The organism is Mycobacterium sp. D16Q16 (genome assembly GCF_002013745.1).
In the GTDB taxonomy this organism is placed as follows: Bacteria; Actinomycetota; Actinomycetes; order Mycobacteriales; family Mycobacteriaceae; genus Mycobacterium.
Window position 1 is genome coordinate 1 of record NZ_MAEY01000002.1, and the last position, 14,137, is coordinate 14,137.

The window sequence follows — 14,137 nt, forward strand, 5'->3', positions numbered from 1 at the left end:
TGTGGTCACGCCCGGCAAGGTGGCCAGCGAGCCGATGCTGGCGGGCGAGAGCGTGCCGTCGTTCGACGTCAGGACGTAACCCTGTGTCGAGACGGTCCGATGCTGTTCCGGACTCGCGATCGGAGTTTGGATCGTGAGTCCGGAAGCCGACGCGGCGATGCAAATACTGCAAACCGTCGCGGCCGCCGTGGCGCGAAGTCGTATACGCACGTAAACCACCCCTTCTGGGCAAAGTTTGTGAATAGGCTGGAAGTAACCTGGAGAACTCGCCATAAACGTAGGGCACACTGCACCATGCCGCCGACCACGAACTCGATAGTTTTCCTAGCCGTAAGTCAAATATCTCCCGGTCGCCACCAAGGATTGCCCCGCGCTTCTCCGAATCAACCAGCGGTTGGGCAAATCAACCCGCTATGACTGTCGGACCCCGGTGCGAGCATCTGTTCATGACCGGAACCGCCAGCATCTTGCACGCGGATCTGGACTCGTTCTACGCCTCCGCCGAGCAACGCGATGATCCAGCGCTGCGCGGCCGCCCGGTGATCGTTGGAGGCGGTGTCGTGTTGGCCGCCAGCTACGAAGCGAAGCGATGCGGGGTCCGCACCGCGATGGGGGGCCGGCAGGCGCAACAACTATGCCCGAAAGCCGTGGTGGTTCCACCCCGTTTCGACGCCTACAGTGCGGCGAGCAAGAAGGTCTTCGAGGTCTTCCGAGACACCACTCCCCTGGTCGAGCCGTTGTCCATCGACGAGGCGTTTCTCGATGTCTCTGGCTTACTGCGCATTTCGGGCACGCCGCGCAATATCGCGGCAACATTGCGGGCTGAGGTACGCCGACGGGCAGGTCTGCCGATCACCGTCGGGATCGCTCGCACCAAGTTCCTGGCCAAGGTCGCCAGCAGACAGGGCAAGCCCGATGGGCTGTTGGTGGTGGAGCCGCACCAGGAGCTGTCATTCCTGCGCCCGTTGCCGGTGCAGGCGCTGTGGGGCGTCGGTGCGATCACTGCCGAGAAGCTGCGGGTGTACGGCATCCATACGGTCGCGGATATCGCCGATCTCGGCGAGTCCACGCTGGCATCCATGGTCGGTCGGGCCATGGGTCACCAATTACATTGTCTGGCACATAATGTCGACCCACGACGGGTGCAGGGTGGACGACGGCGACGCTCGATCGGCGCGCAGTGCGCACTCGGCAGACGGCGCCGCAGCGCCGATGAGATCGACGCCATCGCGACGCAACTCGTCGAAAGGATCGCCCGCCGGATGCGTGGCACCGGACGAAGTTGCCGAACAGTGGTACTGCGATTGCGGTTCGACGATTACACACGCGCGACGCGCTCACACACCGTGCCGCGGCCCACGACGTCTACCGAGCAGCTGCTGTCAGTGGCACGACAGCTTGTCACCCAGGCCACTGCACTCGTCGCCGAACGGGGGATCACCCTGATCGGATTCTCGGTATCCAACTTCGACCCCTGCGGTGCAGCACAATTGGAACTTCCGTTCACGGGTTTGACGGAGAACGCGCTGGCACTCGACAGTACCCTTGATGAACTGCGCGACAAGTTCGGCACTCGATCGGTCACCCGCGCCACCTTGCTACATGGCGGCGGACACGAGGAGTGGGGCATCCCGACCTTCGAAGACATCTAACGACACGGCGTGGCAAGGAGCTGTGACACAGTGACGAACCGATAACCCTGTTCCTGGAGACGTCGCGAAATTTCGGGGATCGCCGAAAGCGATTCCCGTCCAGAGGAATACATCACATGCAGGAGAATGATCGACCCGGGATGCACCCGGGAGACGGTCTCCTCCACGATCGCTTCCCGTGTTCGTGGCCCTTCGGAGTCGGGCTCGACGTCCCACATCACGGTGATGCGGTCATGGGACGCGAGATACCGCGGCAACCCGTAGAGCTTCTTGCCGTAAGGCGGGCGGAAGGTTATGGCACCGCTGAATCCTGTTGCCCGGATTTGCTTATCGGTGTTCTCCACTTCCTCCCGCACAGTGGCCGGAGTGACGAAGACCAGTCGGCGATGGGTGTAGCTGTGGTTACCGATCTCGTGACCGGCCGCGGCGATCTGGCGTCCCGACCACGGATTCCTTGCGAGATCCTGTCCAACCAGATAGAAGGTGGCTGGAATGTGCGCACGCTGGAGCGTCACCAACACCTCGGAGGTGCGGCCGCTCGGCCCGTCATCAAGCGTGAGCGCGACCACCTTCTCATCGGTGGCACAGTGCGCGACAAGGGTTCCCGCTAGCTGAAAGGTGCGCGCGTTCACCAAGAAGTAGAGCCCCGTCATCGCCGCGAGGACGATGGCGAGGCCTACCGCAGCGGCGATCAGGAATCGACGGAGCACAACCAGAAGGTACCGCCGGTGGTGTCCTGAATCAGCGCCATCCGGCCGTAAGGGGTGTCCTGCGCGGCCGTGAGCACCACACCACCGAGCTCGGCCGCCTTGGCCGCACTGGCATCGGTGTCGTCGGTGCCGAAATACACGGCCCAATGTGCGGGCGCACCCTCGGGGAGCGTCCACTGGCCCACTGTCGCGTCGTTGACTCCGGCGATCGGCTCCCCATCATGCTGGGCGCACGCATACCGGAACTCCTCGGAATCGCCCTCTACCTTGGTGTCCCAACCGAGCACCTTGGTGTAGAAGTCGACCGCCTTGTCGTACTCACGGGTGTTCAGCTCGTGCCACACCGGCGCGCCCGCCTCGGCGACCAGCTGGAACCCCTTGTGGGCCAGCGGCTGCCACAGCCCCACCACGGCGCCGGAGAGATCACCGAAGAGCCCCATATATCCGAGCTGCGGAACCTCCATGGCCTCCAAGCAATGTGCACCACCGTTGTCGACTGCCTTCTGCAGCGTGGCGTTGATGTCATCGGTGGCGAAGTAGGTAGTCCAACTGTCGGGAGCATTCCACTCCGGATTGTTCGCGATCATTCCTGCGACGGCCTTGCCGTCCTTGTACGCGTTGATGTAGCCCCCGTACTCGGGGCCCGCTTCCTGCAGGGTCCAGCCGAACAACGCGCTATAGAAGGCCTTTGATTTCTCAACATCCGACGAGGCAAGGTCGATCCACGCGGGGGCGCCGAGTGGAGTTTCTTCACGAGTGGGCATGGGGTCTCCTTGTACTGGATGGGGCACTCACCCATATCGACCATCCAGACCACCAAAACTCATCGCAGCTGCTGACCCGCTGCGCCGTGAGCGGCGGCCAGTTCGCTACGGTCTGTGGCGTGATCGTGTTGCTGCCGCCCTCGGAAACCAAACGCGAGGGTGGAGATCATGTTCCTCTGCGCCTGGACAAGCTGGCCACACCGTCGCTGAATCCAGTGCGCGCGGCACTCGTTGACGAACTCGTCGCCCTTGCCGCCGACCCCCCGGCATGCAGGAAGGCGCTGGGCATCTCGGCCTCCCAGGACGCCGAAATCCAGCGCAATGCCGAACTACGGATCTCCCCCACCATGCCCGCTCTGCAGCGGTACACCGGTGTGCTGTACGACGCCCTGGACGTGACGTCTCTGCGCGGCGCCTCCGCGACGCGTGCGCGCGAACGCCTGGCTGTCGGCTCGGCGCTGTTCGGACTGCTACGCGCCGACGACCCGGTGCCTGCCTATCGGCTGTCGGCCTCGTCCAAGCTGCCTGGAAGACCGTCCTTGTCTGCCCGCTGGAAGCCGGTACTGGAACCGGTCTTGGCGGAGCTGGCCGCCGACGAACTGGTGGTGGACCTACGCTCGGGCTCGTACGCGGGATTGGGGCGGCTACCGCAGGCGGTCACCGTTGATTGCCTCACAGAACATCCCGATGGGCGGCGCACGGTGATCACCCATTTCAACAAGGCCCACAAGGGCAAACTGGCACGCATCCTCGCCGGCAGCAGAGCCGAGCCCAACGATGCCGCCTCCGTGGCTGCCGTCGCCCGGCGCGCCGGACTTCATATCGAACGCGACGGCAACACGCTGACGATCATCGTCAGTCAGTAGACCCGGAGTGTGACTTGCCTTCGGACGAGTGCGTCTTTCCTTCGGAGGAATGTGAATTCCCTTCCGAAGCCGGTGAGCTCTTACCGGTCGACGACTTCTCCGTCGAGGGCTTCTCGGCGGGCTTATCGGTCGTGCCACCCACGGAGGGGGTCGATCCTTCGCGCACCTTGATCGCCGTAGACGCGGCGGGCGCCTTACCGTCCGTTTCGGCGCCCTTGGATCCCTCGGTCGTCTTGGTGCCGCCGGTGGTGGTGGTTCCACCGGGTGTCGACTTCAGGCTGTCGCGGACGACCTTCACCGGGCTGGCGGTTTCAGGCTTGGCCGGTTCCGGCTTGGTCTCCGCCTTGACCGGTTCGGGCTTGGTCTCCGGCTTGACCGCAACGGGCTTGGCGGGCTCGGGCTTCGTTGATGCTGCCGCCGCCGGATCAACCTTGGGCTCAACGACCTTCGTCGGATCGACAGCCTTCGCCGGATCAACCTTGGGCTCAACAGCCTTCGTCGGATCGACAGCCTTCGCCGGATCAACCTTGGGCTCAACAGCCTTCGTCGGATCAACCTTCGTCGCGTCCGCCGAAGTATCAGCGGGCTTGGCCTCATGCTCGGTTTTGGACGACTCTGCGGGCGTATCGCCTGGCTTCGCCGCGTGCTCCGTGTGCTCGGTACTGGGCGCCTTCGCATCGACGGCGCGCTTGGTGGTCTCTGACCTCTCGGACGCGGTTTCCGGCTTGGTGACAGCCTGATCGACCTGCTTCGAGGATGCCTCCGGTGTGGTCCCGGGGTCGGTCCCTGGTAGCGATATCTTCGGCACCTGTCCCAGCAGGCTCGACAAGTCATTGAGCGCCGCGACGATCACCGATGGCACGCCCTCGGTCGTACCGATGATCGCCTGTACCGGCACCGTGATCGGCAGCGCCAGCACATGCAGCACCGCGAACGCCAACTGCGCAAAGTAGGACGGCGTGCCGAACGCCGGGCGCGGGCCCGGGAAGTTGGTCGGCAAGGGCTCCGGTTCTGGAGCCGGCGCCGGCTCCTCAGCGGCGGGCGCTTCGGCCTCCGCTGCTGCCGCCTTCTGCAACGGCGAGGAAGTCTCTGCGACCTTCTGCTGCGCCTGCGCCGCCGGTTGCTGCGGTGAGAACCCGGGTATCTGGCCTAGCAGGCCCGACAAGTCATTGAGCGCCGCGGCTATCACTGTCGGCACACCCTCGGCACTGCCCAAGAAGAACTGCACAGGCACCGTGATCGGCAAGGCCACAACGTGGAACACCGCAAAGGCCAACTGCGCAAAGTAGGACGGGGTGCCAAACGCAGGCCAATGCGTCCCCGGAAAGTTAGTCGGCGGCGCCGGCTCGTCAGCCGCGGGTGGATCTGTGGGCTGCTCGACGGGCGGATCAACCGGCTGCTCTACCGGCGGATCGACAGGCTCGGCGGCGGCCGCGCTGATCCCCGGAGCCGAACCGGTCGACGCGGCTTGTGACGCCGTGAGGAGCTTGGCGACTGTCCCGATGAGATCACTGCTACTCGGTACCCCGGTGGCGACCGGATTCGATTGCGCCCCAGTGCTGTTCTGAGGAGCGGCCACCGCCAGCAGGTCAGAAAACGACGTGAGAGAGACCGCCTGATTCGTCACGGAACGCGTTGTGGCCGTAGGCGTTAAGGAAGGAACCGCCCGCACAGTGCGCGCGTCCACACCGGTTCCGACGCACAGACTGCACACCGCAGCAACCGCAGCAGTTCGAATAGCTACATACACTGGATGACACTCCCCTACGACCGACCCGACCAGACTGTCTCCGACAAGGGCAAACTACTACCTCTGCAGGCAACCGACAACACGAAGGAATCGGCAGCGCCTCAACCGTCGGCGCCGGTCCTGACCGGCTGATTCGCCAACGCGAGCACCTCGTCATCGGTGAACAACCTTGAGCGGATGAGGAAACGCACCCCCTCCGGCGCCTCCAGCGAAAATCCTGACCCGCGCCCGGGCACCACATCCACCGTCAAATGTGTATGTGACCAGTACTCGAACTGGTCGGCGCTCATCCAGAACGGGGTATCCCCGCTAACCTCGCCGAGCAACACATCCGACGCACCCACACGAAATTCCCCGCGCAAGTAACACATCGGCGCGCTGCCGTCACAGCAGCCGCCGGACTGGTGGAACATCACAGGCCCATGCCTAGCCGCCAGCGAAGCCAACAGCTCGGCCGCCGCCGGAGTGAGCTCGACGCGGTTGATCAGGGCTGGACTTCCTTCGCGTAACCGCCCATCAGAAGAAGCCTGCGGCGTCGGGCGAGTAGCTCACCAAGAGGTTCTTGGTCTGCTGATAGTGATCGAGCATCATCTTGTGGTTCTCACGCCCGATACCGGATTTCTTGTAACCGCCGAACGCGGCGTGCGCCGGGTACTGGTGGTAACAGTTTGTCCATACCCGGCCCGCCTTGATGCCGCGGCCCAGCCGATAGGCGTTCGTCATATCGCGTGACCACACCCCGGCGCCCAGGCCGTACAGCGTGTCGTTGGCAATCTTCAATGCCTCGTCCAGCGAGTCGAACTTCGCCACCGACAGCACCGGACCGAAGATCTCCTCCTGGAAGATGCGCATGTTGTTGGTACCGGCGAACACGGTAGGCTGAATGTAGGCACCGTCCGGGTACTCCGAGACCTTGCGGGCGTCACCTCCGGTGAGCACCTGGGCGCCTTCTTTTCGTCCAATATCGATGTAAGACAAGATCTTTTCGTATTGGTCGTTACTCGCCTGGGCGCCGATCATGGTGTCCTCATCCAGCGGATCACCACTGACGATCGCCTCGACGCGGGGGATCGCGCGGGCGATGAACTCGTCGTAGATGGACGAATGCACGAGCGCCCGCGAGGGACATGTGCACACCTCGCCCTGGTTGAGCGCGAACATAGTGAAGCCTTCGAGTGCCTTGTCCAGGAAGGCATCGTCGGCGGCCATCACATCGGGCATGAAGATGTTGGGGCTCTTGCCACCCAGCTCCAAAGTGACGGGAATGATGTTCTCGGTCGCGTACTGCATGATGAGGCGCCCGGTGGTGGTCTCGCCGGTGAACGCGATCTTGGCGATACGCGGACTCGACGCCAGCGGCTTACCGGCCTCGACGCCAAACCCGTTGACCACGTTGATGATCCCCGGCGGGAGCAAGTCGGCGATCAACTCCATTAACACCAGGATCGAGACGGGCGTCTGCTCGGCGGGCTTGAGCACCACACAGTTGCCTGCCGCCAGCGCCGGCGCCAGCTTCCAAACCGCCATCAGCAGTGGGAAATTCCACGGGATGATCTGGCCGACGACACCGAGCGGCTCGTGGAAGTGGTAGGCGACGGTGTCATGGTCGATCTCGGAGATCGATCCCTCCTGGGCACGCAGCACCCCGGCGAAGTATCGAAAGTGATCGATGGCCAGCGGGATATCGGCGTTGAGGCTTTCACGTATCGGCTTGCCGTTGTCCCATGTCTCGGCGACCGCCAGCTTCTCGATGTTCTGTTCCATCCGGTCGGCGACCCGGAGCAGAGTGTTCGACCGGTCGGCCGGTGAGGTGTTGCCCCAGGCTTCGGCCGCGGCGTGGGCGGCGTCCAGGGCCTTCTCGATGTCAGGCGCGGTGCTACGAGCAACCTGAGTGAACACCTTGCCATCGATAGGCGAGGAATTGTCGAAGTACCGTCCATCGGAAGGAGCCACCCACTCCCCGCCGATGAAGTTGTCGTATCGGGGAGCGAAAGTGACTGCGCTGCCCTCGGTTCCGGGTGCTGCGTGCTTCATTGCCTGCTCCTGTCGGTCTAACATCCGAGCCCTGTGACGTACGTTACACCCAGGTCAAAAGCGGGGGCACGGCCGCGGTTCACATGAGTTCCCGCCCACCGGAAGGTACGTGAAAGGACCCGACCAACATGTCATCCAGATGCGTGAAGAGGTCGTCCGTCTCGCGTTCAAGCGCGGTGGAACCATCCGCCGGGGCTAGCCCAAACCGGAATTGCCAATCAGACTCCCGATCTCCGCGCCACAACAGCAGGGCTTCGCTCACCGCCTCGCGTCCCGATAACAACGCGATACCTCGCCACGCCCCCGGAAGACCTGACGCATCCGATCCAACCAGCTCGATATGAAGGTGAGGAAACTTTCTTGACAACGCAGCAACTATAGAACCACGGTTTGTGCTGCGCATATCGACCATGTGGATAAGAATAGACGCATGCCAAATTAAATACTTTAGAGTGGGTAACGATGTCTACGCAGTCACCTGAATCCGAAACCGTCGATCAGGAAGCCGCGAGCTCGATGATCAGCGTGCAGCGCCGCAATCTCATCTTCGTCGCGGTCCTGCTCGGGATGCTGCTCGCCGCCCTGGACGGCACCATTGTCGCCACCGCCCTGCCCACCGTTGTCGCCGATCTCGGCGATGCCGGGCACCAGTCGTGGGTGGTCACCAGCTATCTACTCGCCTCCACCGTGGCCACTGCCGTCATGGGCAAGTTCGGAGATCTCTTCGGGCGGCGCGCAGTCTTCATCGCCTGCATCCTCATCTTCGCGGCCGGATCGCTGCTGTGCGGTATGGCTGGCTCCATGGCCATGTTGGTCGGCGCACGCGCGATCCAGGGCCTTGGCTCCGGTGGCCTGATGGTGACGGCGACCGCCCTCATCGGCGAGATCATCCCCATGCGCGAGCGCGGCCGCTATCAGGGCATGCTGGGCGCGGTCTTCGGGGTGACGACCGTGATCGGCCCGCTGCTGGGCGGTCTGTTCACCGATCATCTGGGGTGGCGCTGGGCGTTTTATATCAATCTGCCCATCTCGGCTGTGGTGATCGTGGTCGCGGCCGGGGCCATCCCGGCACTGGCCAAGGCGACACGTCCCGTCATCGACTATTGGGGCATTGTGCTCATCGGGCTGGGCGCCTCGGCACTGACGCTGGCGACCAGCTGGGGCGGCACCACCTACCCCTGGTCCTCACCGATGATTATCGGGTTGTTCGTCGGCTCGGTCGCAGCCATAGCGCTGTTCGTCTGGGTGGAATCCCGTGTGCCCGAACCGATTCTGCCTCCAAGGCTGTTCCGCGACCCGGTTTTCACCATCTGCTGCGTGCTGAGCTTCGTCGTCGGTTTCGCCATGCTCGGCGTGATGACCTATCTGCCGACGTTCATGCAGTTCGTCAACGGCGTCTCGGCGACCGTCTCGGGCATGCGCACCTTGCCCATGGTGGCGGGCATGCTCATCACCTCCACCGGAACCGGCACCCTGGTGGGGCGCACCGGCAAGTACAAACGCTATCCAGTCGCCGGCACCGCCATCATGGCCATCGCACTGGTGCTGCTGTCTAGCATGGACAACTCCACACCGTTCATCCTGCAGTCGCTGTACCTGCTCCTCCTGGGCGTCGGTATCGGCGCATCAATGCAGGTACTCACCCTCATCGTGCAGAACACGGCCCGATTCGACGATCTGGGCGTCGCGACGTCCGGCGTGACGTTCTTCCGCACCATTGGCAGCTCCTTTGGCGCGGCGATATTCGGGTCACTGTTCTCCAATTTCCTTGCACGCGAGATCAGCTCGGTGAAGGTGCCACCCGAGGCCACCCAGTCGCCGCAGGCGCTGCACGCATTGCCGCATGAGGCAGCGATACCTGTCATCAACGCCTATGCCGACTCATTGGATCTGGTGTTCCTCTGTGCCACACCGGTTGCCGTCATCGGGTTCGTCGTCGCGCTGTTCCTCAAGGAGGTCCCGCTGCGCGGCACCGACTCGGCCCTTGCCGCGGACATGGGCGAGGGCTTCGGCATGCCGAATTCGGTCTCACCGGACAAATTGCTGGAGATCGCGATCAGCAATGCGATGCGCGGATTCCCACATATCGGCCTGCGCAAGCTTCGCGAACACGCGGGTGTATCGATGCCCATCGCTCCGCTGTGGGCCTTGGTTCAGGCCAACCGTTTTCTGCGTGCTACCGGGTCTGCCGAGGTATCCCGTATCGCGCAGTGGTACCGGATACCACCAGAGGTCATCGACCCCGCCTTCAACGAACTCGTCGGGAATGGCTACGCCCTGCGCACCAATGACCACGTCTGGCTCACCGACTCGGGGCGACAGGAAGTCGACAAGATCAGCGAGGCGATCAACCAGTACCTCGTCGAACGGCTTTCCCGCACACCCGATTTTGAAGATCGCGCAGACCGCGAGCAGATTCAGGCAGCGCTGGAACGCATTTCACGGCGAATCGTTACCGATACCGACTGGCGCGAGAACCCTATCGCTGCGCTTCCTGGGGCAGCACCAGCGCGGTGAGCAGCGCCTCGATCCCGGGACGCGGATTGAAGTCCGGCAGCGGGTTGGCAAGCTGCTGATAGATGATGCCGGTGAGATAGTCCTGGAAGATTTCCGCGTGCAGCTGCGGGGTCGTCGGGTTCACGTGGCGCATGAGCTGCAACGTGCGGGGAGTCTGCGCATCCCGGCCCCGCTGTAGCGGCTCTCTCAGATCGGGATGGCTCCAACCCTCCATGAGAAGCGCCATGTACGCCCGCACCCGGGTACTCATCACCCCGACGGCACCCTTGACGTATGCGGTCCCTATACCCACCAGGTCGGCCACTGTGGTCGGGCTGATCTCGGTGACAAGCGCCCGCCAGAAGGCCCGGCGAAGTTTCTCGATCTCGACGATGACACCCAACAACAGCGCATCACGCGTACGGAAATGATTCGACGTAGTCCCGCTCGGCACATTCGCCGCCGCGTCCACCGAGCGATACGTGAGACCGCCAACACCCATGGTGCCCGCCACCTCAATGGCGGCAGCGATCACCTCTGCCCGCCGACCCCTTGGTTGCTCCTCCACCATTTCGAGGGTAGTACGCAATAACGGCGATATGTGCACCGGCTCTAGGCTGGACGACATGCGCTTCTCGATATGGGGACAAACCAATCAATCCTGGGCAGATCTGCTGGATATCGCCCAATACGCCGACAACGGAACCTGGCGCGCCTTCTACGCGGCCGACCACTTCATGTCGCACGCGGACACCGCCGAGGAGCGCACCGATTTCCACGAGGCCACCGCGATCTTTGCCGCGCTCGCCGCGGCCACCTCGCGAATCCGGCTCGCGCCCCTGGTGCTGTCGATGACATTCCGGCATCCAGCGGTGCTGGCCAACTGGGCGGCCACCGTCGACCACGTCAGCCAGGGGCGCTTCACGCTCGGTCTGGGCGCCGGCTGGCAGGAAAACGAGCACCAGCGCTACGGGCTCGAACTCGGCAAGCCCGGACCACGCGTCGACCGGTTTTCCGAAGGGCTGCAAGTGATTACCGGCCTGCTCAACGAGCAAGCCACCACCGTGGCCGGCGAGTACTACCAGCTGGCGGAGGGCATCTGCGAACCCAAACCAGTACAGCGGCCATTACCAATCCTGATCGGCGCCACTCAGCCGCGGATGCTGGGCCTGACCGCGCGGTATGCCCACGAATGGAATCAGTGGTCTGCGCCCGGCACCTTCCACGAGATCTCGGGCCGATTAGACGCCGCGGCCGAGAAGATTGGCCGGGATCCGGCGACGATTTGGCGTTCCACTCAGGCTCGCATCATCGTCACCGACGGCCCACAGTCCGAGGCCCGCGCCGCGGAAACCGCTGCGGCATCACCGATTCCAGTGTTGTACGGTACCGCGGAACGCATCGCGGAGCAAATCGCACCATGGGCCCAGGAGGGCGTCGACGAAGTCATCCTCCCGGATCACCTGCTCGGCACTGGATCAGCTCGCCGGGACGCGTACGACGCCCTGGCCCAAGCCCTTCGACCGCTAGCGCACTAATTCGTGCGGCTGCGCGGCTCAGTTACCCCAGCCGCGCTGGCCGTCCCAGCCGCCACAGACGCCGTTGTAGCAGCCATGGCCCCAGCCACCTTGCCCGGGATTCCATCCGCCGCACACGCCGTTGTAGCAGCCACCGCCGCCTCCCGCGTCACCGCTGCCAGAGCCGCCGGGATCGGCAAGAACGACCTGGTTGGACGTGGTTGTCGGCACCCCGGTGGTCATCACGGCGGCGGGCGCAGCAGCGATAAGCACCGCGCCGGCACCAGCGGCGAACACCGTTCCGATGAACTTCCGTGTGATTGACATATATCCATATTGCTCCTTATTCCGGAGCCTGCCAACCACCGACACGAACTCGAAACTCATCCAATCACAAACCGTCGCTTGTGTTTTCGCAGGTAGAACGCGAAAAACGCAAATTATGACGCGGATGCAAAAACTTGAACGAACTTCGTCAGCGAGGCGTCGATGTCACTGCGCAGCGCGGCCGCGACCACCGCGCCGATCGGGCCGAACATCGCGGGCCCACCCAAATGCAGGGTGAAATCCACGACCGAACCCGGCCCCTTCGGGGTGATCGTCAACCGGAGCTTGACCTTCACCCCGCCCCTGCCCTGCCCCTCCAGAAACAGACCCGTCGGAGGATCGTACTTCTGCAGGGTCCATTTGACCCGGTTGTACATGCCCTTCACGCACACGATCGAGTCGATCACCGTGCCTTTTTCCAAGATCTCGGGCAACGCGCTGCGCCACGCGGTGTGAACGCTCAGCCACTCATCGAAACGCCGCAGATCCGAGGCGTGCTCCCAAGCCTCCTGAGGAGGGAGGGGCACATCGATGGAGGAATTCAGTTTGGCTGCCACGTCGGCAAACGATACCGGAGCGATACCGACCCGGGGCTAGCAGTTACTGGGCGCTGGGATCCCGGCAAACCGATCCGCGATCCACTGCACCCCCAGCCGTTCCCCGTCGGGGTCCACGTGCCCCTTACCTGGCGCGATGATCTCCTGGACCGTGTCACCCAGTACGCAGGCCCGTCGCACCGCCGCGTGGATCCAGCGTGCGTCGATGAGACGGTCGGCCCCACCGGCATACACGAGCATCGGCCCGGACGCCGGGCCGAGCGGTAGCGCGATCCGCTTCAGAGCAGCCGCGAAAATCGCCGGGTCCAATGCGCTGGTGCCGTGAAAATCGTTGGCGCGCAATCTACCTATGGCCGCTGCCCGCGCGGGGTCCAGTCCGTTGTGACACCCCAGCAGGAGCGCTTTGTCATGCGGGTTGTCCTGGAAGGATCCGTGCAGAAAGTTCTCCGGCCTCAGCTCTGGAACGGTGACCGACAGCCCCGTCAGCAAGGTGGGCATCATCGAGAGCTGACTCCAGTCGTATCGGCCGTCGCCGACGTGCGTCGCCATATCGGTGAGATCGGCGGCCGGGGACAGGTTGGCCGCGCCCACAAACTCGAGCTCGGGGGCGTAATCGCCCGCAAGCTCGGCGGCCGCCCACGTCGCCTGGCCGCCCTGTGAAGCGCCAATGGCCGCCCATGTGGTCGAAGCCCCGGGGATCAGCGACACCGCGGCACGCGCAGCGTCGATCACGTTGAAGCCCTCGGACCGCGGTTCCAGATACGGATGCGGGCCCGGAACGCCCAGTCCCTCGTAATCCGTGATAGCCACCACCCAGCCGCGTTTGGTGAGGTTGCGCACCAGCCAGATATAGCCCCGCAAATCGGGAGCACGAGAAACCGCGCACTCGTCGTCTAGCCCTGTGGTGCCATGTCCGACTGACACGATGGGCCAACCTTGTTGCGGTGGTTGACCTTTCGGGGCAAAGACAACTCCGGACACCTCGGTGGGTGTGCCGGTGGCACCCGAGGTCGACATGTATCGGATCAGATGACCGTCGGCGTGGGCGTCCAGATCCGGGGCCAGCGACAACGGCGTATCCGACAGCACCTCACCCGGCGGCGGCGACGGAGGCGGAGGTGCGACACCTTCCGCCTCCACCCGCGCACAGGCCGCCGTGAACAGCACCAGCGCCGCAACCAACGGCGCCAGTCGGTTACTGAGCGTCGCCGGCCTTCGGGGCCTCGGTGCCTTCTACCTTCTCGACCGCGCCCTTGGCGGCGTCCTGCACCTTGTCCACGACCGCGCTGTACTTTCCACCGGTCTTGGAATCGATCGCGTCGCCGACCTTGTCGACGGCCTGGTTCACCTTGTCCTTGTTGCCCGCCAACAGGCTCTTAAGCTTGTCGATGAGACCCTTGAAATCAGCCATGAGCGTGTTCTCCTTCGTCTGGGACGGCGCAACTGTAGTACGAGATCGCGGCG

At 63.8% G+C, this 14,137-nt stretch carries 15 protein-coding genes; 4 read left to right on the forward strand and 11 right to left on the reverse strand.

Going from position 1 to position 14,137, the window contains the following annotated elements:
• Positions 1–219: hypothetical protein (locus B4394_RS04055; protein ID WP_176138283.1), on the reverse strand; the 219-nt coding region annotated here is incomplete at its 3' end.
• Between the two features lie 227 nt (positions 220–446).
• On the opposite strand from B4394_RS04055, the gene dinB reads away from it, so the two are divergent.
• Positions 447–1,652 (forward strand): DNA polymerase IV, encoded by a 1,206-nt coding sequence (dinB, locus tag B4394_RS04060; RefSeq protein WP_078314296.1) that lies wholly within the window; start codon positions 447–449, stop codon positions 1,650–1,652.
• On the opposite strand, the gene B4394_RS04065 is transcribed toward dinB, so the two are convergent.
• Both B4394_RS04065 and B4394_RS04070 read right to left on the reverse strand, forming a co-directional pair.
• Complete coding sequence (locus B4394_RS04065; RefSeq protein WP_286141898.1) at positions 1,649–2,362, reverse strand: polysaccharide deacetylase family protein; 714 nt, start codon at positions 2,360–2,362, stop codon at positions 1,649–1,651. The two genes, dinB and B4394_RS04065, sit on opposite strands and share 4 nt — an antisense overlap.
• Positions 2,344–3,126: a VOC family protein gene (locus tag B4394_RS04070; RefSeq protein ID WP_078314272.1), complete on the reverse strand. Its 783-nt coding sequence runs from the start codon at positions 3,124–3,126 to the stop codon at positions 2,344–2,346. Before B4394_RS04070 ends, B4394_RS04065 begins: the two co-directional genes overlap by 19 nt.
• 119 nt (positions 3,127–3,245) lie before the next feature.
• Here B4394_RS04070 and yaaA point away from each other — a divergent pair, with 119 nt between their 5' ends.
• The gene (gene yaaA / locus B4394_RS04075; protein WP_078312706.1) at positions 3,246–3,992 is read left to right on the forward strand and encodes a peroxide stress protein YaaA; all 747 of its coding nucleotides are present in this window, start codon (positions 3,246–3,248) and stop codon (positions 3,990–3,992) included.
• Here yaaA and B4394_RS04080 read toward each other — a convergent pair.
• The 3 genes from B4394_RS04080 to adh all read right to left on the reverse strand — a co-directional run bounded on the left by B4394_RS04080 (position 3,982) and on the right by adh (position 7,776).
• On the reverse strand, positions 3,982–5,742 hold the full coding sequence (locus tag B4394_RS04080) for a hypothetical protein (protein WP_078314274.1): 1,761 nt from the start codon (positions 5,740–5,742) through the stop codon (positions 3,982–3,984). The two genes, yaaA and B4394_RS04080, sit on opposite strands and share 11 nt — an antisense overlap.
• A 101-nt stretch (positions 5,743–5,843) precedes the next feature.
• Positions 5,844–6,230 carry a DUF779 domain-containing protein gene (locus tag B4394_RS04085; protein ID WP_078312704.1) on the reverse strand — a complete coding sequence of 129 codons (387 nt, stop codon included), beginning with the start codon at positions 6,228–6,230 and terminating at the stop codon, positions 5,844–5,846.
• Between the two features lie 28 nt (positions 6,231–6,258).
• On the reverse strand, positions 6,259–7,776 hold the full coding sequence (gene adh, locus B4394_RS04090) for an aldehyde dehydrogenase (RefSeq protein WP_078312703.1): 1,518 nt from the start codon (positions 7,774–7,776) through the stop codon (positions 6,259–6,261).
• A gap of 516 nt (positions 7,777–8,292) precedes the next feature.
• On the opposite strand from adh, the gene B4394_RS04100 reads away from it, so the two are divergent.
• On the forward strand, positions 8,293–10,293 hold the full coding sequence (locus B4394_RS04100) for an MDR family MFS transporter (RefSeq protein WP_078312701.1): 2,001 nt from the start codon (positions 8,293–8,295) through the stop codon (positions 10,291–10,293).
• On the opposite strand, the gene B4394_RS04105 is transcribed toward B4394_RS04100, so the two are convergent.
• Positions 10,256–10,807 (reverse strand): TetR/AcrR family transcriptional regulator, encoded by a 552-nt coding sequence (locus B4394_RS04105; RefSeq protein WP_078314276.1) that lies wholly within the window; start codon positions 10,805–10,807, stop codon positions 10,256–10,258. The two genes, B4394_RS04100 and B4394_RS04105, sit on opposite strands and share 38 nt — an antisense overlap.
• A 91-nt stretch (positions 10,808–10,898) precedes the next feature.
• Here B4394_RS04105 and B4394_RS04110 point away from each other — a divergent pair, with 91 nt between their 5' ends.
• Complete coding sequence (locus B4394_RS04110) at positions 10,899–11,810, forward strand: LLM class flavin-dependent oxidoreductase (RefSeq protein WP_078312699.1); 912 nt, start codon at positions 10,899–10,901, stop codon at positions 11,808–11,810.
• 18 nt (positions 11,811–11,828) lie between these two features.
• Here the strand turns inward: B4394_RS04110 and B4394_RS04115 are convergent, their stop codons facing one another.
• The 4 genes from B4394_RS04115 to B4394_RS04130 form a co-directional block, all read right to left on the reverse strand.
• Positions 11,829–12,116, reverse strand: coding sequence for a hypothetical protein (locus tag B4394_RS04115; RefSeq protein ID WP_030094381.1), 288 nt, complete (start codon positions 12,114–12,116; stop codon positions 11,829–11,831).
• A gap of 113 nt (positions 12,117–12,229) precedes the next feature.
• On the reverse strand, positions 12,230–12,673 hold the full coding sequence (locus B4394_RS04120; protein WP_078312698.1) for a type II toxin-antitoxin system Rv0910 family toxin: 444 nt from the start codon (positions 12,671–12,673) through the stop codon (positions 12,230–12,232).
• Between the two features lie 36 nt (positions 12,674–12,709).
• Complete coding sequence (locus B4394_RS04125; RefSeq protein ID WP_502688512.1) at positions 12,710–13,855, reverse strand: lipase family protein; 1,146 nt, start codon at positions 13,853–13,855, stop codon at positions 12,710–12,712.
• A gap of 13 nt (positions 13,856–13,868) precedes the next feature.
• Positions 13,869–14,084, reverse strand: a complete 216-nt coding sequence (locus B4394_RS04130; RefSeq protein ID WP_078312697.1) for an antitoxin — start codon at positions 14,082–14,084, stop codon at positions 13,869–13,871.
• Between the last annotated feature and the right edge of the window lie 53 nt (positions 14,085–14,137).

Coding starts and splice junctions, on each gene's coding strand:
- B4394_RS04110 (WP_078312699.1), top strand. CDS start 10,899: ATGCGCTTCTCGATATGGGGACAAACCAATCAATCCTGGGCAGATCTG.
- B4394_RS04100 (WP_078312701.1), top strand. CDS start 8,293: ATGATCAGCGTGCAGCGCCGCAATCTCATCTTCGTCGCGGTCCTGCTC.
- B4394_RS04115 (WP_030094381.1), bottom strand. CDS start 12,116: ATGTCAATCACACGGAAGTTCATCGGAACGGTGTTCGCCGCTGGTGCC.
- B4394_RS04070 (WP_078314272.1), bottom strand. CDS start 3,126: ATGCCCACTCGTGAAGAAACTCCACTCGGCGCCCCCGCGTGGATCGAC.
- adh (WP_078312703.1), bottom strand. CDS start 7,776: ATGAAGCACGCAGCACCCGGAACCGAGGGCAGCGCAGTCACTTTCGCT.
- dinB (WP_078314296.1), top strand. CDS start 447: ATGACCGGAACCGCCAGCATCTTGCACGCGGATCTGGACTCGTTCTAC.
- B4394_RS04130 (WP_078312697.1), bottom strand. CDS start 14,084: ATGGCTGATTTCAAGGGTCTCATCGACAAGCTTAAGAGCCTGTTGGCG.